We start from the raw sequence: 20,328 nt of genomic DNA, 5'->3' as shown, positions 1-20,328 counted from the left end.
ACGCTGTCCCATGTGCGATTGCGGGCGAACGGTGTGCAATCGCATTGTAAAAAAAAGGGGCGCTGTTTTTAGCGCCCCTTTTGCGTTTCCGGCCTTTATTTGTCGGCCAGGATGCCTTGCACCGGCGGCTGGCGTTTCCAGTTGCTGTGCAGTTCGGAACCGGCGCCGGAGACCGGCGACAGATTGCCGAAGTGCTGCAGCTGGCGCGCCAGCTCGTCCACGCCGGCCGCCAGCGTGCCGCTGGCCGGCGGCGCGGAGACGCCGGCGCCGTCCGGCGCCTGCCAGGACAAGGCGTTCTTGCCGTCCGCTTCCGCCGCCTGGTTGTAGCCCGACAGCGCCTTGGTCAGCGCCGTCACCTGGTCGCGCAGGGTGTCCGGCGCGGCCGGGCTCGCCGCCGGCGCGGACGCCGCTGCTTTCGCGTCGTTGCGGTCGGTCAGATACCAGACGTCGGCCATGGCGCCGGTGCGGCCGTCGGTGGTCTGGAAGCTGCCGCTCAGGCCTATCCAGTTGCCCTGGTCCTTCTCGCTGGCCTTGGCCGCGCCGGTGTTCAGGCTGGCCACGCCGGCTTCGGCCAGGGTGCGCAATTCACCTTCCTGGCTGACGCCGTCTTTGTTGCCGTCGACCCACACGCGCAGCTGGCCGAAGGCGCTGTCGCGGCTGTCGACCACACCGTCGCCGTTGCTGTCCAGCGCCGCCAAGGCCTGGAAGCCGTCGGCGGCGCGGCTGCCGTCGGCCAGGCGGGTGCTGGTGCCGAACAGCTCGCTGCCGTCGTTGATGCGGCCGTCGTGGTTGCGGTCCAGGGCCAGCAGGGCGTCGCCCTTGGCGGCCCAGCCGGTCTGCACCGGCGCGCCGGTGGCAAACAGGTCGAACTGCACGCCGTCGGCCATGGCCACGGTGCTGATGCCGTTGCCGTCCAGGTCCAGCTGCAGCGGGCTGCCCAGCGGGGTAGCGTGGATCTGCTCGCTCGACATGCTGGCCAGCTGGGCGGCGCTGAGGCCGCCGGCTTGCGTGGCGGTGAAGGCGCCGAACTCGATCAGCGTCATATTCTGCAGCTGCAGCGTGGTCAGCGCCTGGATCTGCGCCACCTTCAGCGCGCGGATCTGGCTGGTGTTGAGCGCGCTGATCTGCGGCACGCCCAGGCCGGCGATCTGCAGCGTGGTGAGCAGCGCGATCTGGCTGCTGCGCATCACTTGCAGGTCGTCGATTTCCATGGCGTTGAGCTGGGTGGCCGTCAGCGCGGCCAGCGCCTTCGAGCCCAGCGCGTTGATCTGGCTGCTGGTCAGCGCGGCCAGCTGCGCCGCGGTCAGGCCGTTGGCGAAGGCCACGCCCAAGGCGGCGATCTGGGTGGTCTTCAGCGTCAGGATCTGGTCCACGCCCAGGCTGCCCACCTGGGCCGAGTTGAAGCCGGCCACTTGCGCCGCCGTCAGCGGCGCCAGCGAACTGAAGGCGCTGACCTGGGCGGTGGTCAGCGCGCTGATCTGCGGCACGCTCAGGCCGGCGATGGTGCGCGTGCTCAGCGAGGCCAGCTGGTCGTTGCCGAGCGCGGCGATCTGCTGGGTTTTCAGGCCCGCCATCTGCGCCGAGCTCAGCACGGAGATGTCGTCCAGGTCGATGGCCCGCAGCTGCGCCGTGTTCAGCGCGCCGAGCTGGGTGGCCAGCAGCGAACGCACTTGCAGCGTGTTCAGGTTGGTGATCTGGGTCGGCGTCAGCAGGCTCAGCAGGCGCGTGTTCAGGCCGGCGATCTGGGTGCTGCGCAGCGTGTCGAGCTGGCCCGGGTCGAGCGCGGCCACCTGGGCCGACGTCAGCGCGTTGAGCTGCACCGTGGTCAGCGGCGCCAGCGTGGTCAGCGCGGTCAGCTGCGACGTGCTGAGAGCGGCCACCTGGGTCACTTTCAGGCTCATCAGCTGGCGCGAGTTGAGCACGCCGATCTGTTCATTGCTCATGCTGCCCACCAGTTCGGTGCGCAGGCCGGAGATCTGCATGGTCGTCATGCCGGCCAGGTCTTCCAGCTCGATGGCGCGCATCTGCGCCGTGTTCAGGCCGTTCAGCGCGGTGCTGGTCAGCGTGCGCACCTGGCCGGCGCTCAGCGAGGCCAGCTGCGCGGCCGTCAGCCACGACAGCTGCTGGCTGGTCAGCGCGGCGAACTGCGCCGTGCGTATGGTGGCCAGGTGGGCCTCGTCCAGCGAAGCGAGCTGGTTGCTCGACAGTGCGCCCATCTGCACCAGGCCGAAGCCTTCCAGGTTGGGCAGCGCCAGCAGCTGGCTGGTGCTCAGCGCGCGCATCTGCGCCGTGGTCAGCGCGGCCAGTTCGGCCGAGGTCAGCACCGTCATCTGGGCGTCGGTGAGCGCCTGGATCTGCCAGGTGCGCAGGCTGGCGAACTGGCGCGTGGTGAGCGCCTGCAGGTCGGCGTCTTCCAGCGCGCGCAGCTGGCTGCTGTTCAGGCCGCCCAGCGCGGCGGTGCTGATGGCGCGGATCTGGGCCGTGCTGAGCACCGGCAGCTGCAAGCTGGTCAGCCAGGAGATCTGCAGGCTGCCCAGCGCGGCCAGCTGCAGCGTGCCCAGCGAGGACAGCTTGGCGTCGTCCAGCGAGGACAGCTGCTGGCTCGACAGGCCGGCCAGCTGGCCCGGGCCGAAGCCCTGCAAGCCGGGCAGCAGGGCCAGCTGGGTGGTGGTCAGCGCCGCCAGCTGCACGCTGGTCAGGGCGTTGATTTCCACCGAGGTCAGGGCGGCCATTTCGTCCGGCGTGAAGGCGCGGATCTGCTCGGTGCGCAGATTGGCGAACTGGGCGCTGTTGAGGGCGGCCAGGTCGGCCGGGTCCAGGCCGGCGATCTGGCTGGTGTTCAGGGCGCGCAGCGCGGCGATGCTGAGGGCGCGCCATTGCGCCGTGCTCAGCGCTTGCAGCTGCGTCGTGCTCAGCACGGCGATCTGCGGCGTGGTGAGCGCGGCCACCTGGCTGGTTTTCAGCTGCCCCATCTGGGTTTCGTCGAGCGTGGCGATGCGCTGGGTCGGCAGCGCCGCCACTTGCAGCGGCGACAGCAGCGACAGCGCGTTGAGCTGGTTGAACTGCGACGAGTTCAGCGCGCCCAGCTGGACCGTGGTCAGCGAGGAGATCTGGGTGTCGCTCAGGCCGGCCAGCTGGTCGGCCGTCAGCGCGGCGATCTGGGCCGTGGTGAGGGCGCGGATCTGGTGGCTGCGCAGCGCGCCGATGTCCGGCACTTCCATGGCGGCGATCTGGTCGGTGCTCAGCGCGGCCAGTGAACGGGTGGCCAGCGCGCGCACTTGGGCGGTGGTCAGCGCCATCAGCTGCAGGCTGCTCAGCCCGGTGGCCTGCGCGCTGTTGAGCATGCCGATGCCGGCGGTCGACAGGAAGCTGATCTGCTCGCCGCTCAGGGCGCGCAGCTGGGCGGTGCTGAGACTGGCAACCTGGCCCGAGCGCAGCGCGCCCAGGTCGTCCAGCGCCATCAGCGCCATCTGGTCGGTGCTCAGCGCGGCCAGCTGGCGGGTGGCCATGGTGGCGTACTGGCGCGTGTCCAGGCCGTTGAGCTGGTCGGCGTTGAGCTGGCGTATCTGGGTGCTGGACAGGCCGGCCAGCTGCAGCGACGTCAAGGTGGCCAGGCGCTCGCCGCTCAGCGAACCGAGCTGGGACGAGGTCAGGGCGCGCAGCTGCACGCTGTTGAAGCCGCCCAGCGAGGCCAGCGCGGCCAGCTGGTTGGTGGTCAGCGCGCCGATCTGCGCGGTGCGCAGCAGCGACAGGCTGGTGCTGCTCAGGCGGGCGAACTGGTCCACGGTCAGGGCCGCCAGCTGGCTGCTGGACAGCACCGTCAGCTGGGTCGATTTCAGGCCGGGCATGTCGTCCACTTCGATCTGCGCGATCTGGCTGGTGCTCAGGCCGGAGATGGCGGTCGAATTGAAGCCGCCCACCTGGCGGCTGTCGAGCGCGACCAGCTGCGCCGTGGTGAGCGCGCCCAGCTGGATCGAATTGAAGGCGTACAGCTGGCGCGTGCTCAGCAGCTGGATATCTTCCAGCGCCAGCGCGGCGATGCGGCTGGTTCCCATGGCCGCGATCATGGTGGTGGTGTAGTCGCCGATATTGCCCAGCGAGGCCAGCTGGGCGTCCGACAGCGCGGCCAGCTGGCTAGGCAGCAGTGCCGCGATGGCGGAGCTGGTCAGCGCGTGCAGCTGCACGGTGTCGAGCGTCTTGAGCTGGGTGGTGCTCAGGCCGGCGATCTGCGCCGTGGTCATGACGCGCAGCGCATCGACCGTCAGCGCGGCCATCTGCGCGGTGCTCAGGCCGTCCATGGCCTTGAGGCTGAGGGCGCGGATCTGCGCGCTCGACAGCAGGGCCAGCTGGGCGCCGCTCAGGCCGCCGATCTGGGCGCTGCCCAGGCCGCCGAGCTGGCGCGTGCTCAGCGCCTGCAGGTCGGCGTCGACCAGGCCGTGCACCTGGTCGGAGCTGAGGTAGCCGATCTGGGCCGAGCTCAGGCCCTTCAGGCTGCTGAAGGCGTCGATCTGGGTGCTGTTGAGCGCAGCCAGCGCGACGCTGTTGATGGCGGCGATGCCTGCGCTGGTGAGGTAGGACAGCTGGTCCACGCTGAGCGAGCGCAGCGTGGCCGAGCTCAGGCCGGCGATCTGGCCGGTGGTCAGCAGGCCGATTTCCTCGGCCTCGACGGCGGCCAGCTGGTCCGAGCGCAGCGCGTTGAGCGCATTGCGCGACAGCACCCGCATCTGGGTGCTGGTCAGGGCCTGCACCTGGGCCGAACTGAAGAAACTGAGCTGGGTGGTGCTCAGCGCCATCACCTGGCCGGTGCGCAGCGCGGCGACCTGGCCCAGCGTGAGCGCCTTGATCTGGTCCGACGACAGGCCGGCGATCTGGTTGCTGTTCAGGCCGGCCAGCGTGCTCAGCGCGGCGAGCTGGTCCTGGTCCAGCGCGTTCAGTTGCGCGGTGGTCAGCGCGGCGATGGCCTGGGTGCTGAAGTTCTGCAGCTGGGTCACCGTCAGCGCCTGGATCTGGGCCGTGCTGAGGGCGCGGATCTGCTGCGTGAGCAGCACGGCGATGTCGGCTTCCTCGATGGCGGCGATCTGGTCGGTGCTGAGCGCGGCCAGGGTGGCGCTGCTCAGGCTGCGGATCTGCGCGCTGTCGAAGGCGATGATCTGGGTGCCGCTCAGGGCGCGGATCTGGCTGCTGGTCAGGCCGGCGATCTGGCTGGTCTTCAGCGTGGTGATCTTGTCGTCGGCCAGGTTGGCGATCTGGTCGGTGGTCAGCGCGCCGATCTGGCGGCTGGACAGCGGGGCCAGCGACAGCAGGCTGTCGAGCTTGTCCTGGCCCAGCGCGGCGATCTGCTGCGTGGACAGGGCGGCGATGGCGGTGGTGGCCAGCGCGCCGAACTGGGTGGAGGTGAGCGCGTTGATCTGGTCGGTGGCCAGCAGGTTGAGCTGGTTGGTGCGCAGCGCGTTCAGGTCCCGCACTTCGATGGCCTGCAGCTGGTCCGAGGTCAGCGCCGCCAGTTCATTGGCGGTCAGCGCGCGCACTTGCAGCGTGGTCAGCGCGATCACCTGGTTGCTGGTGAGCGCCTGGATCTGCGCCGAGGTCAGCGCGGCGATCTGGGCCGAGCTCAGGCGCTCCACCGTGGCGTCCGACAGCGAGGCGATCTGGTCGGTCGTCATGGCCGCGATGGCGGCCGTGCTGAAGGAGGCCAGCGTGCTCAGCGCGGCGAGCTGCTCGCTGCTCAGGGCCGCTTTCTGGGCCGGCGTGAGGGCGCTGATCTGGGCCGAGCTCAGGTTGAAAATCTGCGTGGTGGTGAGGGCGGCAATCTGCGCCGTCAGCATGCTTGACAGCTGGTTGCTGCGCAGCGCGGCGATGTCTTCCACTTCGATCGCGGCCACCTGGTCGCTGCTCAGCGCGCGCAGCGCCGTGCTGCTCAGGGCGCGGATCTGCAGGGTGGTCAGCGCGACCAGCTGGTCGCTGTTCAGCAGGGCGGCCTGGGCCGTCTGCAGGGCGGCAATCTGGCTGCTGCGCAGGCTGGCCAGGTCGGTCGTGTTCATGGCCAGGATGTGGTCGGAGCTCAGGCCGGCAATCTGGCGCGTGCTCAGCACGGCCAGCGAGGCGATGGCGTCGAGCTGGTCTGCGCTCAGCTGGTTGAGCTGGTCGACCGACAGCGCGGCGGCCGCGCCGGTGCTCAGGCCGAAGATCTGTTCGGTGGTCAGGCCCTGCAGCTGTTCGCTGGAGAAGGCTTGCAGCTGGCGCGAGGTCATCGCGGCGATGTCTTGCGCTTCGATGGCGCTCACCGCGTCCGAGGACAGGCCGGCCAGCGCGGCCGAGGTCAGCACGCGCACCTGGGCCGTGGTCAGCGCGACCAGCTGGTCGCTGGTGAAGGCCTGCAGCTGCGAGCTGTTGAGCGCACCCACCTGCGAGGTTTTCAGCGTGGCGATGCTGGCGCTGCTGAAGGCGGCGATCTGGTCGCTGGTGAGGGCGCGGAACTGCAGCGAGGTCAGCGCGGCCAGCGAGACCAGGGCGCCCAGCTGGTCGGTGCTCAGGGCGCCGATCTGCACCGAGGTCAGCGCCGCTTCGGCGGACGTGCTCAGCGCGGCGATCTGTTCGGTGGTCAGGGCGGCGATCTGGGCCGTGGTGAACTTGCTGATTTGCGTGCTCAGCAGGGCGCGGATGTCGCTGCTTTCTATCGCGGCCACCTGGTCGGTGGTGAGCGCCTGCAGGGCCGCGCTGTTCAGGCCCTGCACCTGGCGCGTGGTCAGCGCGATCAGCTGGTCGCTGCCCAGCGCCACCACCTGCTCGGCCTTGAGCGCGTTGAGCTGGCGGCTGTCGAGCGTGACGATGTTGCGCGTGCTCAGCGTGCTGATCTGGTCCGACGTCAGCGCCGCCAACTGGCGGGTCGACATGCCGGCCAGGGTGCTCAGCGCGTCGAGCTGGTCCGAGGTCAGCGCGCTGACCTGGTTGCTGCCCAGGGCGCCGATGGCCAGGCTGCTGAGCGCGCCGAACTGCGCCAGCGTGAGCGCGGCGATCTGCTCGCTGCCCATGCGGATGATCTGGTTGGTGCGCAGCGCGGCAATGTCGCGCGTTTCGATCTGGGTGATCTGGTCGGTGCTCAGCGCGGCCAGCACCGAGGTGGCCATGGCGCTGAACTGGGCCACGGTAAGCGCCACGATCTGGTCGGACGTGAGCGCGGCCACCTGCTCGCTGCTCAGGGCGCCCAGCTGCTGGCTGCCCAGGCTGGCGATGTCCTGGGTTTCCAGCGTGCCGATCTGGTCCGAGGTCAGCGCGCGGATCTGCACGGTGCTGAAGGGCGCCAGGCCGTCCAGGCCGATCAGCTGGTCCGAACTGAGGGCGGCCACTTGCGCCGCGCTCAGGCCGCGCAGGTCGCCGGTGTCCATGGCGGCCAGCTGGGCGGTGCTGAGCGCCGCGATCTGGCTGGTGCTCAGGAAGCCCACCTGGCGCGAGCTCAGCGCGCGCACATCGCTGGTTTCCAGCGCGGCGATCTGGTCGGTGGTCAGGCGCGACAGCGTGGCGCTGTTCAGCGCGGCGGCCTGCAGGGTGCTGAGGGCGGCGATCTGGTCGCTGCTCAGCGCCTGCAGCTGGCTGGAGTTGAAGGTGGCCAGCTGGGCCGAGGTCAGGCCGGCGATGTCGTTGGTCTCGATCGCCATGATCTGGTCGGTGCCCAGCAGCTGCAGCGAGCCGGCCGGCAGGCTGTTGAACTGGGCGCTGGTCAGCGCCACGATCTGGTCGGTGGTCAGGGCCGGCACTTGCAGCGAGTTCAGCGCGCTCAGCTGGGCGCTGTTCATGCCGGCCAGGGCGGCCGTCACCAGGGTGCTGATCTGCAGCGTGTCCAGCGCGGCGATGGCGTTGCGGTTGATGGCGTTGAGCTGGCGGCTGTCGAAGGCGGCCAGCTGGTCGCTGGTCAGGCCGACGGCCTGGCGCGAACCGAGCGCGGCCAGCTGACTGGTGGCCAGCGCCTGGATGGCGTCGGTGCTCAGGGCGCCGAACTGGGCGGAATTCAGGGCGGCGATCTGCTGCGAACGCAGCGCGCGCACGTCTTCCGTTTCCATCACCAGCATCTGATTGGTGCTCAGCGCGGCCACCTGGCCGGTGCTCAGCACGGCGAACTGCTGGGACGTGAACTGGGTGATCTGGTCGGTGGTGAGGGCAGCCAGGTCTTCGGTTTCCAGCGCGGCGACCTGGTGCGTCAGCAAATGGCTGAGCTGGTCGCTCGACAGGACCTGCATCTGTTCCGTCGTCAGTTCCCGGATCTCGGCCGTTGTGAATTGGGCGAGCTGCTCCGTGGTGAACGAAGCGATCTGGTCGGTACTGAAGGTTGGGACGAGGGAACTCATAGGTATTTTCTCCTGGACGGCTCAACCATGATACACCAGGACTTTCCCTAGGGAAATCAATTGATTGTAACCGTTGCCTAATTCTTGAGCGGTGTTTGCGGCGGCGCAACACGCGGAATGGCGCCCGGCGCCAGCCGCTGCGCAGGCGGCGCCGGGGGCGGAATGTCGCGCGCCGCCCAGCTGCGCGGGAACTGCCGCGCGCTCTCTATGCCTTGCAGGAACAGCTTCTGCAGCGGGGTCGCCATATAGGGCAGCGTCATGGCCAGCACCAGGAAACCGATGCCCAGCGTAATCGGAAAACCGATGCCGAACAGGTTCAGCTGGGGCGCCGCCCGGGTCAGTATGCCTAATGCAATGTTGGTAATTAGCAACGCGGCAACTATGGGCAGCGCCAGCTGCATGCCGGCGCTGAAAATCCGGGCGCCCCAGTCCGCCATATGCTTGAAACCGCCGCCGCTGACCGGGATGCCGGAGATGGGCAGGGTCTGGAAGCTTTCGGCCAGCGCAGAGAGCAGCACCAGGTGGCCGTTGACGGACAAGAATGCCAAAGTGGCAACCAGGGCCAGGAACTGGCTGATGGCCGACGAGCGGCCCTGGGTGTTGGGGTCGAAGAAGGTAGCGAAGCCCAGGCCCATGGTCAGGCTGCTGATCTCGCCAGCCATCTCGATGGCGGCGAACACGATGCGCAGCGTGAAGCCCATGGCCGCGCCGACCAGCAGTTCCTGCACCACGATCAGCAGCCCGGCGTAGGACATGGGGTCGGCAGCAGGCAGCGCCGGCACGGTCGGGGCGATAATCATGGCCAGCATCACGCCCAGCGCCACCTTGACGGTGGTGGGCACGCTGCGGTTGCCGAACACGGGCGCAGCGGAGATCAGGCCGAGTATCCGCGTGAGCGGCCACAGCAGAGAGGCGATCCATGTATTGATATCGGCACTCGAGAGCGTAATCATGAGCCCGCCGCCGTGCTATTTTTTTGCAGCACTAATTCACCAGGCCGGGAATGCCGGTAAACACGCTGCGCATATAGTCCAGCATGACCGACAGCATCCACGGCCCGGCCACCACCAGGGCCACGAAGATGCCCACCAGCTTGGGTATGAAGGACAGCGTGGCCTCGTTGATCTGGGTGGCGGCCTGGAAGATGGACACCACCAGGCCGATCACCAGCGCCACCAGCAGCATGGGGGCGGCGACCATCAGCGTCACCTCCATGGCGACGCGGCCCATCGTCATGACGCTTTCGGGTGTCATGGGCGCTCCTTATCAGTAAAAACTCTGGGCCAGCGAGCCGATCAGCAGCTGCCAGCCGTCCACCAGCACGAACAGCATCAGCTTGAAGGGCAGGGAGATGACGGCGGGCGACATCATCATCATCCCCATCGACATCAGCACCGAAGCCACCACCATGTCGATGATGAGGAAGGGGATGAAGATGGCAAAGCCGATCTGGAAGGCGGTTTTCAGCTCGCTGGTGACGAAGGCGGGAATCAGCACGCGCAGCGGCACGTCCTCCGGCCCCTGCAGCGCGGGCGTGCGCGAGAGCTTGACGAACAGGGCCAGGTCGGCCTGCCGGGTTTGCTTGAGCATAAAGGACTTGAGCGGGGCCGAGCCCTTTTCCAGCGCCTGCTGCATGGTGATCTTGCTTTCCTGCAGCGGCAGATAGGCTTCGCTGTAGATCTTGTCGAACACCGGGCCCATGACGAACAGGGTCAGGAACAGGGCCAGGCCCACCATCACCTGGTTGGGCGGCGCCGACTGGGTGCCCATGGCCTGGCGCAGCAGCGACAGCACAATGATGATGCGGGTGAAGCCGGTCATCATCAGCAGCGCGGCCGGGATGAAGGTCAGCGCCGTCATCAGGATCAGCGTCTGCAGCGACAGCCCGTAGTTGGTGCCGCCGCCGCCGGCCGGGGTGCTGGTGAAGGCGGGGATGGTCGGGTCGGCGCCGGCCAGCAGCGGCACGGCCGCCAGGCCCGCCGCGAGCAGGCACTTCAGGATGGCGGTCTTGCCTTGCTTATTTGCCATTACGTTTTTCTATAGTCTGTTTGAACCACTCGGCAAAGTTGGCGCCGGGCAGGGCGGCGCCCGCCTGCGCGTCCAGGCCGGCCGCGCCTTCCTGGCGCGGCAGCGTGGCCAGCGCGTTCATGCGGCCGGGCGAGGCGCCCACGACGATCCATTGTTCGCCCACTTCCACCACCAGGATGCGCTCGCGCGCACCCACGCTCAGCGCGCCCACCAGCTTGACGTTGGCGCCGCCGGTGATGGTTTTCGGGCCGAAGCGCTTGAGTAGCCAGGCCAGGCCGACCAGCAGGCCCAGCACCAGGATCAGCGAGAAGATGGTGGTCAGCAGGCTGCCGGTGGCGGTGGGGGCCAGCGCCGGGTCGATGGCGGGGGCCGGGGCGGCGGCAGGGGCAGGGCGGGCGCCGGCCAGTGCGGCCTGCTGTTCCGGCGTGGCGGCCGGGGCCGGGGCGACGGAGGCCTCGGGAGCGGCGGCAGGAACTGGAGCAGAGGCGGCCGGAGCGGCGGCTGGGGCGGCCGCCACGGGCGGGCTGGCCGAAGAAATCGAACCGGAGGCGGTTTGCGCCGCCAGCGCCGGCGCGCCGGCCAGGGCCAGCGCCGCCAGCACGGCAAACGGGAATGCAGGCTTCATTTATTCAGTTTTCGGATGCGTTCGGAAGGCGTAATGATGTCGGTCAGGCGGATACCGAACTTGTCGTTCACCACCACCACCTCGCCCTGGGCGATCAGGCAGCCGTTCACCAGCACGTCCATCGGCTCGCCGGCCAGGCCGTCCAGCTCCACCACCGAGCCCTGCGCCAGTTGCAGCAGGTTCTTGATGGCGATCTTGGTGCGGCCCAGTTCCACCGTCAGCTGGACCGGAATATCGAGGATGAAATCGATATCGTTGTGCGTTTCGGTTTTCGACGGCTGCTTGGAAAAGTCCTGGAACACAGCGGCCTGCGCGGCTTGCTGGTTCTGCAATGCATCGGCTTCCGCCTTGGCCTGTTCGGCGATCGCGGCGCCCCAATCATCATCCAGGCTTTGATCGTCTTGATTATCCGACATGTTTCTCTCCAGTTATTTCGTATTATCGGTGTTCGCCAGCAGTTTCTCTACTTTTAGCGCGTATTGTCCGTTCAGCACGCCGTAGGTGCAGTCCAGCACCGGCACGCCGTCCACCGTGGCTTCTATGCTTTCCGGTATCGTCAGCGGAATGATGTCGCCCACCCGCATGTTGAGGATTTCGTCGAACGACACCTTGGCCGTGCCCAGGCGCGCAATCAGCTCCACCTCGGCAATCTGGATCTGCTGCGTCATCAAACGGATCCAGCGCTTGTCCACTTCCAGCGCTTCGCCCTGCAGCGAGGAGGTCAGCGCGTCGCGGATAGGCTCGATCATCGAGTACGGCATGCAGAAGTGGATCTGGCCCGACACCGAACCCAGCTCCACCGTGAAGGTGGACGCCACCACCACCTCGTTCGGCGTGGCGATATTGGCGAACTGGGTGTTCATTTCCGAGCGGATGTATTCGAACTCGACCGGATACACCGGCTCCCAGGACTTGGTGTAGGCCTCGAACACAATGTCCAGGATGCGCAGGATGATGCGCTGTTCGGTCTGCGTAAAGTCGCGGCCCTCGACCCGGGTGTGGAAGCGGCCGTCGCCGCCGAACAGATTGTCCACCAGCAGGAACACCAGGCCCGGATCGAACACCATCAGCGCGGTGCCGCGCAGTGGCTTCATGTGCACCAGGTTCAGATTGGTGGGCACCACCAGGTTGCGGATGAATTCGCTGTACTTGGACACCCGCACCGAACCCACCGACACCTCGGCGCTGCGGCGCAGGAAGTTGAACAGGCCCACGCGCAGCAGGCGGGCAAAACGCTCGTTGATGATCTCGAGCGTCGGCATCCGGCCCCGGACGATGCGCTCCTGGGTCGCCAAGTTATAGGTTCTGACTCCCGCGACTTCTTCCGGCGCCGCAGCGTCGTCCTGGTCGCCATTGACACCCTTTAAAAGGGCATCAACTTCTTCCTGGGAGAGAAAATTATCAGCCATGGCTTTCTGCTTGCTTGATTGCTAAGTAATTACTGAATAATGAAGGAAGTGAACAGCACTTCCGTCACATCCTGTTGCGGGCCGCGGTCCTCGAAGGGCGCGCGCACCTGTTCCATGATCTCGGCGCTGAGCTGCTGCTTGCCTTCGGGCGTGTTGATCTCGGACGCCTTCTTGCTCGACAACAGCAGCAGCAAACGGCTGCGGACCTTGGGCATATTGTTCTTGATGACTTCCACTTCCTCCAGGCCGCTGACCTGCAGCGTGAACGCCAGCTGCAGATACTGCTCGCCGTTTTCCGGCTGCAGATTGACGGTGAAGGGCTCTATCGTCACATAGACCGGCGGACCCGCCTTGGCGGGGGCCGACTTCTTGTGCTTGGCCGGCGCTTCCTCGCCGCCGCCGCCCTTGAGCATGAACCACGCGCCGCCGCCGCCGGCAGCCGCCAGCAGCGCCACGACGCTGATGATCAGGACCAGCTTCTTGGAGTTGGCCGGAGCGGCAGCCTCAGCTTTAGGTTCCGCTTTCAATTTTGGATTCGCTTTCAAAGTTACCCTTGCAGCTAAAGTGGATCATGCCGCCATTATGGCACGCAATGCGTGCCGCTCAGAATGCTCAGGCGAAGGTATCGACCATGCCGCGCGGACGCTGGCGTGGAGGAGGCGCCACCGGCGCGGCATCGCCGCCGCCGTCGTTGCCGCCGCCGCCGGAGCCCCTGCCGCTGCGGCCGCTGTCCTGTTGCGCAGCGCCGGCCTGGGCGGAGCCGTTGTTTTGATCCGACATGCCGGCCGAGACGGTGGCGTTGCCCAGCTGGATGCCGGCGTCGGCCATCATTTCACGCAGGCGCGGCATGGCCGCCTCCAGCGCGGCGCGCACTTCCGGCTGGGCCGAGCTGAAGCTGGCGCTGGCCGAGTCGTTCGACACGTTCAGCACCACTTGCAGCGGGCCGAGGTCGGGCGGATTCAGTTCCAGCGTGGCGCTCTGTTCGCCGCCGGCCGCCATCCAGACCACCTTCTGGCCCACCTGCTGGTCCCAGGCGGCGGTGCCGACGCGGGCCTGCAGCTGATTGCTGGCCACGGCGTTGGCCGCTTGCGCGGTGGCCAATTGGGCTTGCGCGGCTGGCGCGATCACGGTGGGCGCCGGCGCGGCTTCCTTCAGGGCGGCGGCGAAGTCCGCTTTCACGTTGCGCGCGGCGGCTGCCTGGACATCGGTGTCGGGCTGGGCGCGGGCGGCCAAGGCCGGGCCGCCATCCTGCGCGGCGGCTTGCGTGCCGGCGCCTGCTGCACCAGCCGCGCCGCCTGCTGCACCGCCCGTTGCTTGCAGCGCCTGCTCGCCGCTATCTTTGGGGCCGGCACCATGCGCTGCGGCGTCGGCCGCTGGAGCTGGGATGTCGGACAGGCTGAACAGGGACGGCAGGGGAGCGGATTCCGCCCCCGAGTCTGCCGTAGTGTTGCTGGCCGGGCCAGTCGCAGCGCCGGTAGCTGGGGGCGCCACCGAGTTCTTCGCTGCAGCCGTTGCGGCGGCGTTTGCGGGCACACCCGCCGCCGCGTTTGCCGCTGCGCCGGCTGCCGTCGCTGCACCTGCCGCGCTGGCGGCGCCCTGCGCCTGGCCGCTGGCCTGTGGATTCTGTTTCTCCGCAGCCTGGGCTGCCGCGTCCAGCGCGGCCTGGAAGGCGGCGTCCGGCGCTGCCGGGGCGGCGGCGCTGTTGGCGGTTTCGCTGTCCAGCGCGGCCGCAGCGGATGCGGCGTTTGCTGCATCCGCCGCCTTGCCCTCAACGTCGGCGTCCGGCTGCAGGCCAGCCAGCGCGTCGGCCGCCTGGTCCTGCCGGCCCGGCAGCGATGACAGGGATGCCTTGGCTGCGCTGGCATCGCCGTCTGCCGCGCTGGCCGAAGCCGGTGCAGGCTGGTTGAAGGCCGCCATCAGGGCCAGCATGGCGGCCATCGGGTCGGCGGCTTGCGCTGCTGCGGCATCGGAGGCGCCTTGCGTGGCTGCATCTGCGGCGTCGGTGGCGTCATTGGATGCGTGGTCCGCCGTTTCGGCGCCGTTGCCACCGCCGGTGTGGCTGGCGCCGGCGCTGGCGTCTTGCACGCCCGCGTTGGCGGCGGTAGCGGCCGGCGCGGCTGCGGTGCCGGCATTGTTGTCGGCTGCCTGGGCGGCGTTGCCGCCGGCCTGCTTGCTGCCCTCGGCGGACGGACTGGCCGGTGCGCGCTCGGTTTTCGGCGCGGCGGCAGCTTTGGGCTGGTCGGCGGCGCGCGCCTGCTGCTGGCTGGGCGTGGCGGGACGTGCGGCGTTCTGCGCCGGCTGCGCGCTCCTGGCCTGGCTGGCGCGGCTGGGCTGCGCCGACGCGGCGGCCGGTGCGGCAGGGCGGACATAAGCCTGGCGCTCGATCTGGCGCGTCAATGCCTGCATGAACTGGTTGTCCGGCGCCGAAGACGTGGCTTTGGCCGCCTGCGCGCTGGCGTTCGCGCCGGTGCCGGTGGTGGTCGTGATGAGCGGTGTCTGCATGATGGTGCCGTATGGTGAGATCAACGTTTATAGAATGCTTGCCTTGCGGCGTGTTCGTCCATGGCCTTCTGGTCGCGCTTGGCTTCCTGCTTGAGCGCCTGCGCCTGCGCGCGGTCGTTCAGCGTGGAGTAGGACATGCGCTTGCGCTCCGCCTCCTGCCAGTTGCGTTTCTCCTGCTCGCTCTTGCGCTGGCTGTGGCGCAACACTTCTTCCTGCCCCTTGATCGCCGTTTCAAGCTTTTCCATAAACGCCTGGAAATTGCGGTACGCCATGGGCGTGATGCCGGCCTGCTGGCTTGCCTCGAAGCGCCGGCCGTATTCATCGCGGTAGCCGGTCAGCATGGTCAGCTTTTCCTCGGCGTCCGCCACCGCCTTCAGGGTCATGCCCAGGCGCTTGGCCGCGTCGTCGGTTTCCCGGCGTGCCAGTTCGATCAGTGTTTCAAGTTGAGATTGTGATGCCATGATGGTTCATTATAGGCGTCAGGCTCGGCTGTCAATCAGTCGAACAGAGCGGACAATTGCCCCAAACTCTCCAGCATGTCCACGCGCTCGGTGATCTGCTGCTGCAGGAAATTCTCGATACGGTCATGCAAGTTGATGGCCTGGTCCAGCACCGGGTCGCTGCCCGGGCTGTAGGCGCCCACGGCGATCAGGTCGCGGCTGCGCTCGTAGCGCGAAAACAGCTGCTTCAGGTGGCGCGAGCGGGTCTGGTGCTCGTGCGAGGTGATGGAGTGCATGGCGCGGCTGATCGACTGTTCGATGTCGATGGCGGGGTAGTGGCCCGCCTCGGCCAGGCGCCGGTTCAGCACGATGTGGCCGTCCAGGATGGCGCGCGCCGAGTCGGCGATCGGGTCCTGCTGGTCGTCGCCCTCGGTCAGCACGGTGTAGAAGGCGGTGATCGAGCCGCCGCCCATCTCGCCGTTGCCGGCGCGTTCGACCAGGATGGGCAGCTTGGCGAATACGGAAGGCGGATAGCCCTTGGTGGCCGGCGGCTCGCCGATGGCCAGCGCGATCTCGCGCTGCGCCATGGCGTAGCGGGTCAGCGAGTCCATAATCAGCAGCACGTTCTGGCCCTGGTCGCGGAAATACTCGGCAATGGCGGTGGAGTAGGCCGCGCCCTGCATGCGCATCAGCGGCGGCGTGTCGGCCGGGGCCGCCACCACCACGGAGCGTGCCAGGCCTTCCTCGCCCAGGATCTGCTCGATGAATTCCTTTACTTCCCGGCCCCGCTCGCCGATCAGGCCCACCACGATCACGTCGGCCTCGGTGTAGCGCGCCATCATGCCCAGCAGCACGGACTTGCCGACGCCGGAACCGGCGAACAGGCCCATGCGCTGGCCGCGCCCCACGGTCAGCATGGCGTTGATGGAGCGCACGCCCACGTCCAGCGTTTCCACGATGGGCGCGCGGCCCAGCGGATTGGCCGGGCGCACATTGATGGGCGCACTTTCGGTGGTGTGCAGCGGCCCCAGGTTGTCCAGCGGGCGGCCGGCGCCGTCCAGCACGCGGCCCAGCAGTTCGGGGCCGACCGGCAGGTGGCGCGCGCGGTCGCTGGGGCGGCGGCGCGGGTGGGCCACGCTGCCGGGCTTGGGGATGGTCGGTTCGATCGGAAACACGCGGGTGCCGGGCACGATGCCTTCGACGTCGCTTTGCGGCATCAGGAACAGGCGGTCGCCCTCGAAGCCCACCACCTCGGCCTCCACCTTGCCGCCGGACGGCAGCGGCACGGTGCAGGCGGCGCCCACGGCCAGGCGCAGGCCCACCGCTTCCATGACCAGCCCGGCCACGCGCGTGACGCGGCCCGACACTTGCATCGGTTCGACGAATTCGGTCAGCGCGGCGCAGTCGTTCAGGTAGGCGCGCCAGCGGCCGGCGTGCGGGGAGGCTGTGACGGGGGCGTCCATATCAGTCCAGCCAGCCCACGTCTTTGCCCAGCGCGTGGGTCAGACGCTGCCAGCGGGCGGACGCCTGGGCGTCGATCTGGTTGCTGGCGGTATCGATCTTGCAGCCGCCGCGTTCGATCAGGGCGTCCTCGATCACGCGCCAGCCGCCCTTGTCCAGCTCCTCGCCTATGCCCTCGCGCACGGTTTTCGCGTCGTCCGGATTGAGCATCAGCAGCGCGGGCTGCTGCAGCACCGGCAGGTATTCGATGGCTTCGCGCACGATGGGCAGGATCAGCTCGGGCTTGACCTGCAGCGCCTGCTTGAGCATGCCCTTGGCCAGCTGCAGCGCCAGTTCCAGCACGTCGGCCGCGATCAGCTGGTCGGCGTCCTGCAGGGCGGCGCTGAAGTTGCCCGCCATTTCGCGCAGCGGCGCCAGTTCCAGGTCGGTCGCTTCCTTGCCCAGCGCAATGGCGTCGGCGTGGCCTTCGGCGTGGCCGGCCGCATAGCCCTTGTCGTAGCCGTCGATGCGGGCCTGCTCGCGGATGGCGGCCAGTTCTTCCTCGGTCGGGTATTCGGGCGGCGGCGGTTCCGGCTCCAGGTATTGCTCGTCCTCCAGGCCGGCTTCCGGCTCCGCTTCAGGCGGCGGCGCGAGCGCGGCCAGCGCGGCCGCCTCGGCTTCGCGCGCGGCCACGGCGCTGGGGCGGAAGTCGCCAAAGGACTTCATTTCCCAGCGCTGGAAAGCGGTTTGCTGTTCTTTCGGTATATGTGCCATGTAACTCTATCAACTTAGACGAAGGAATCTTCGCCTTTTCCGCCCAGCACGATCTGGCCTTCGTCCGCCAGGCGGCGCACGATCTGCAGGATCTGCTTCTGCTGCGTTTCCACTTCGGACAGGCGCACCGGTCCTTTCGATTCCAGGTCTTCGCGCATCATTTCGCTGGCGCGCGCCGACATGTTCTTGAAGATCTTGTCGCGCAGGTCCTGCGAGGCGCCCTTGAGCGCGATAATCAGCATTTCCGACTGCACCTCGCGCAGCAGCAGCTGGATGCCGCGGTCGTCGATGTCGATCAGGTTGTCGAACACGAACATCTCGTCCATGATCTTCTGCGCCATGTCGTTGTCGTAGTTCTTGATGTTGTCCATCACCGAGTTTTCCTGCTCGCCGCTCATGAAGTTCAGGATCTCGGCCGCCGCGCGCACGCCGCCCAGCGTCGATTTCTTGATGTTTTCATTGCCCGACAGCAGCTTGGTCAGCACGTCGTTCAGCTCGCGCAGCGCGGCCGGCTGCACGCCGTCCAGGGTGGCGATGCGCAGCACCGCGTCGTTGCGCAGGCGGTCGGTGAAGTGTCCCAGGATTTCGCAGGCCTGGTCGCGCTCCAGGTGGACCAGGATGGTGGCGATGATCTGCGGGTGCTCGTTGCGGATCAGCTCGGCCACCGACTGCGAGTCCATCCACTTCAGCGACTCGATGCCGGAGGCGTCCTTGCCGCCCAGGATGCGCGACAGCAGCACCGAGGCCTTGTCGTCGCCCAGCGCCTTGGTCAGCACCTGGCGGATGTATTCGTCCGAATCCAGGCCCACGGTGGAGGCGGCAGCGACCTGGTCGCGGAAATCGTCCAGGGTGTCGACCACTTGTTCGTGCGGCACGTTCTTCATGGTGGCCATGGCGGCGCCCAGCTTCAGCACCTCGCGCGGGCCGAGGAATTTCATCACCTCCGCCGCTTCGCTTTCGCCCATCGCCAGCATCAAGATGGCGGCCTTTTGCAGTCCGGTAGAATCAGTCATTTGCGCCTATCCATGCTTTGATGACGTTGGCGACGATGCGCGGATCGTCCGCAGCCAGTTTCTTCGCCAAGGCCAGGTTGTCGCGGTAAGTCCGCGCGGTACTTTCTTCCAGTTTAGCCATTTCCTCGGCCATGATCTCTTCCGGCGTCGGTCCCACGGGTTCCTCGATGACCGGCTCTTCCGGTTCAGGCTCGGGCTCGTTGATCTCGTCGATTTTCTTGAACACCGGCCGCATCATAGGACGCACGATGCGCAGCAGGATGTACAGCAGGATCAGCGCGGTGATCAGGAACTTGGCCAGCTCCTTGGCCAGCGGCAGGTTGGCCGGGTCGCGCCACCAGTCCATCGGCGCCTCGAAAGGCTTGTCCACGCCGTCGAAGGGGGCGTTGGCCACGCTCATCGAGTCGCCGCGCTCGGCGTTGTAGCCCATCGCTTCCTTGACCAGGCTGTTGATCTTGGCCATTTCCTCGGCCGTGTAGGGCTTGACCGTCACCTTGCCGGTCACCTTGTCGACTATGCGCCGGTAGTTCACCACCACGCCCACCGTCATGCGCTTCAGGCCCACCATGGCTTTCTGTTCGTAGCGCACGGTCTTGTCGACTTCGAAATTGGTGGTCGACTCCTTGTGGCTGGGGCCGTTGGCTGCGCCGCTGGCGGCCGTGCCGGCCGGCGTGCCGGGCGCGGGGGCGGCGCCGGGCGGATTGGTGGTCAGCGGCGCGGTGGCCGTGCCGGGAGGCTGGTTCGACAGGGCGCCCGGCACGCCGTTGGGATTGGCGTTGGCGCTGCCGTTGGTCTCGCTGCTCTGCTGGCTGCGGATGGCGGACGCTTCCGGCGGCGAGTTCGGCTTGTAGGACTCGGCGGCCTGTTCCACGGCGGCGAAATCCACGTCGGCCACCGCTTCGGCGCGCACATTGCCTTCGCCCACGATGGGCAGGATGATGGACTCGACCTGCTTGATGACCTGCTTCTGCAGTTCCTGCACGTATTTCAGCTGGCTGGCGTCCAGGCTCTTGTTGGTGCCGGCGGCGTTGTTCTTGTTGGTGTCCGACACCAGGTTGCCGGCCTGGTCCACCACCGTCACATTGGACGGCTGCAACTGCGGCACCGAGGAGGCCACCAGGTGCACGATGGCCTGCACGTGGGCCGGGTCGATCTGGCGGTTGGGGTGCAGGTTCAGCAGCACGGACGCGGTCGGTTTCTGCTGTTCGCGCACGAAGACGCTGTCTTTCGGCATGGCCAGGTGCACGCGGGCCGATTCCACCGCCGCCAGCGACTGGATGGAACGCGCCAGCTCGCCTTCCAGCGCGCGCTGGTAGTTCACCTGTTCCAGGAACTGGGACACGCCCAGTTTCTGGTTCTCCATCAGCTCGAAGCCGACGTTGCCGCCCTTGGGCAAGCCCTGCGCCGCCAGTTTCAGGCGCGCGTCGTGCACTTGCTCGGTCGGCACCAGGATGGCGGTGCCGCTTTCGGAAAACTTGTGCTTGACCTGCATCTGGTCCAGCGCGGCCGTGATGGCGCCGCCGTCGCGGTCGGTGTAGTTGGAGAACAGCACGCCGTAGGCCGGCGGCTGGTTCCACAGCCACAGCGCGGCCAGCACGGCCAGTACGGCGGCCACGCCGCCTATCATGACATTCCTGCCCAGCGGCGTCTGGAAGAAGGGCGGCTTGGTCTCGGGCTGCGCCGTCTCCGCTGCTTCGTCGATGTCGATTTGTTCGGCTGCTGCTGCCATGGCTGATGTGTATTGGTTGGTTGAGC

The 20,328-nt window shown here is 67.6% G+C and carries 14 protein-coding genes; all 14 read right to left on the bottom strand.

Annotated features, from left to right (window positions below):
* Positions 1–95 precede the first annotated feature (95 nt).
* Entirely contained in the window at positions 96–8,342 is an 8,247-nt protein-coding gene (locus GTP77_RS18755; RefSeq protein WP_161073672.1) for an SPM autocatalytic domain-containing protein, read from the bottom strand.
* 77 nt (positions 8,343–8,419) lie between these two features.
* Entirely contained in the window at positions 8,420–9,295 is an 876-nt protein-coding gene (gene fliR / locus GTP77_RS18750; protein ID WP_161073671.1) for a flagellar biosynthetic protein FliR, read from the bottom strand.
* A 31-nt stretch (positions 9,296–9,326) separates the two neighbouring features.
* Positions 9,327–9,596 (bottom strand): flagellar biosynthesis protein FliQ, encoded by a 270-nt coding sequence (gene fliQ, locus GTP77_RS18745; protein ID WP_161073670.1) that lies wholly within the window; start codon positions 9,594–9,596, stop codon positions 9,327–9,329.
* Positions 9,597–9,608: 12 nt separating this feature from the next.
* Positions 9,609–10,370 carry a flagellar type III secretion system pore protein FliP gene (gene fliP, locus GTP77_RS18740; protein WP_161073669.1) on the bottom strand — a complete coding sequence of 254 codons (762 nt, stop codon included), beginning with the start codon at positions 10,368–10,370 and terminating at the stop codon, positions 9,609–9,611.
* Complete coding sequence (gene fliO / locus GTP77_RS18735; protein ID WP_161073668.1) at positions 10,360–10,995, bottom strand: flagellar biosynthetic protein FliO; 636 nt, start codon at positions 10,993–10,995, stop codon at positions 10,360–10,362. Before fliO ends, fliP begins: the two co-directional genes overlap by 11 nt.
* Positions 10,992–11,411 carry a flagellar motor switch protein FliN gene (gene fliN, locus GTP77_RS18730; protein ID WP_161073667.1) on the bottom strand — a complete coding sequence of 140 codons (420 nt, stop codon included), beginning with the start codon at positions 11,409–11,411 and terminating at the stop codon, positions 10,992–10,994. The genes fliO and fliN overlap by 4 nt, the downstream gene beginning before the upstream one ends.
* A gap of 12 nt (positions 11,412–11,423) precedes the next feature.
* Positions 11,424–12,404 carry a flagellar motor switch protein FliM gene (gene fliM / locus GTP77_RS18725; RefSeq protein ID WP_161073666.1) on the bottom strand — a complete coding sequence of 327 codons (981 nt, stop codon included), beginning with the start codon at positions 12,402–12,404 and terminating at the stop codon, positions 11,424–11,426.
* A 29-nt stretch (positions 12,405–12,433) separates the two neighbouring features.
* On the bottom strand, positions 12,434–12,931 hold the full coding sequence (gene fliL, locus GTP77_RS18720) for a flagellar basal body-associated protein FliL (RefSeq protein WP_161073665.1): 498 nt from the start codon (positions 12,929–12,931) through the stop codon (positions 12,434–12,436).
* Between the two features lie 85 nt (positions 12,932–13,016).
* Positions 13,017–14,906, bottom strand: a complete 1,890-nt coding sequence (locus GTP77_RS18715) for a flagellar hook-length control protein FliK (RefSeq protein WP_161073664.1) — start codon at positions 14,904–14,906, stop codon at positions 13,017–13,019.
* 20 nt (positions 14,907–14,926) lie between these two features.
* Positions 14,927–15,367: a flagellar export protein FliJ gene (gene fliJ, locus GTP77_RS18710; RefSeq protein WP_161073663.1), complete on the bottom strand. Its 441-nt coding sequence runs from the start codon at positions 15,365–15,367 to the stop codon at positions 14,927–14,929.
* A gap of 35 nt (positions 15,368–15,402) precedes the next feature.
* The gene (fliI, locus tag GTP77_RS18705) at positions 15,403–16,809 is read right to left on the bottom strand and encodes a flagellar protein export ATPase FliI (protein WP_161073662.1); all 1,407 of its coding nucleotides are present in this window, start codon (positions 16,807–16,809) and stop codon (positions 15,403–15,405) included.
* Between the two features lies 1 nt (position 16,810).
* Positions 16,811–17,560: a flagellar assembly protein FliH gene (locus tag GTP77_RS18700; protein WP_161073661.1), complete on the bottom strand. Its 750-nt coding sequence runs from the start codon at positions 17,558–17,560 to the stop codon at positions 16,811–16,813.
* Positions 17,561–17,574: 14 nt separating this feature from the next.
* On the bottom strand, positions 17,575–18,573 hold the full coding sequence (gene fliG / locus GTP77_RS18695) for a flagellar motor switch protein FliG (RefSeq protein WP_057157557.1): 999 nt from the start codon (positions 18,571–18,573) through the stop codon (positions 17,575–17,577).
* Positions 18,566–20,302, bottom strand: a complete 1,737-nt coding sequence (gene fliF, locus GTP77_RS18690) for a flagellar basal-body MS-ring/collar protein FliF (RefSeq protein WP_161073660.1) — start codon at positions 20,300–20,302, stop codon at positions 18,566–18,568. The genes fliG and fliF overlap by 8 nt, the downstream gene beginning before the upstream one ends.
* Positions 20,303–20,328: the final 26 nt, after the last annotated feature.

The sequence above is a fragment of the Pseudoduganella aquatica genome (assembly GCF_009857595.1).
Classification (GTDB): domain Bacteria; phylum Pseudomonadota; class Gammaproteobacteria; order Burkholderiales; family Burkholderiaceae_D; genus Rugamonas; species Rugamonas aquatica_A.
This window is presented reverse-complemented; position numbering and strand designations above follow the sequence as displayed.

Coding starts and splice junctions, on each gene's coding strand:
- fliG (WP_057157557.1), bottom strand. CDS start 18,573: ATGACTGATTCTACCGGACTGCAAAAGGCCGCCATCTTGATGCTGGCG.
- fliF (WP_161073660.1), bottom strand. CDS start 20,302: ATGGCAGCAGCAGCCGAACAAATCGACATCGACGAAGCAGCGGAGACG.
- GTP77_RS18715 (WP_161073664.1), bottom strand. CDS start 14,906: ATGCAGACACCGCTCATCACGACCACCACCGGCACCGGCGCGAACGCC.
- GTP77_RS18700 (WP_161073661.1), bottom strand. CDS start 17,560: ATGGCACATATACCGAAAGAACAGCAAACCGCTTTCCAGCGCTGGGAA.
- fliN (WP_161073667.1), bottom strand. CDS start 11,411: ATGTCGGATAATCAAGACGATCAAAGCCTGGATGATGATTGGGGCGCC.
- GTP77_RS18755 (WP_161073672.1), bottom strand. CDS start 8,342: ATGAGTTCCCTCGTCCCAACCTTCAGTACCGACCAGATCGCTTCGTTC.
- fliQ (WP_161073670.1), bottom strand. CDS start 9,596: ATGACACCCGAAAGCGTCATGACGATGGGCCGCGTCGCCATGGAGGTG.
- fliI (WP_161073662.1), bottom strand. CDS start 16,809: ATGGACGCCCCCGTCACAGCCTCCCCGCACGCCGGCCGCTGGCGCGCC.
- fliO (WP_161073668.1), bottom strand. CDS start 10,995: ATGAAGCCTGCATTCCCGTTTGCCGTGCTGGCGGCGCTGGCCCTGGCC.
- fliJ (WP_161073663.1), bottom strand. CDS start 15,367: ATGGCATCACAATCTCAACTTGAAACACTGATCGAACTGGCACGCCGG.
- fliP (WP_161073669.1), bottom strand. CDS start 10,370: ATGGCAAATAAGCAAGGCAAGACCGCCATCCTGAAGTGCCTGCTCGCG.
- fliM (WP_161073666.1), bottom strand. CDS start 12,404: ATGGCTGATAATTTTCTCTCCCAGGAAGAAGTTGATGCCCTTTTAAAG.
- fliR (WP_161073671.1), bottom strand. CDS start 9,295: ATGATTACGCTCTCGAGTGCCGATATCAATACATGGATCGCCTCTCTG.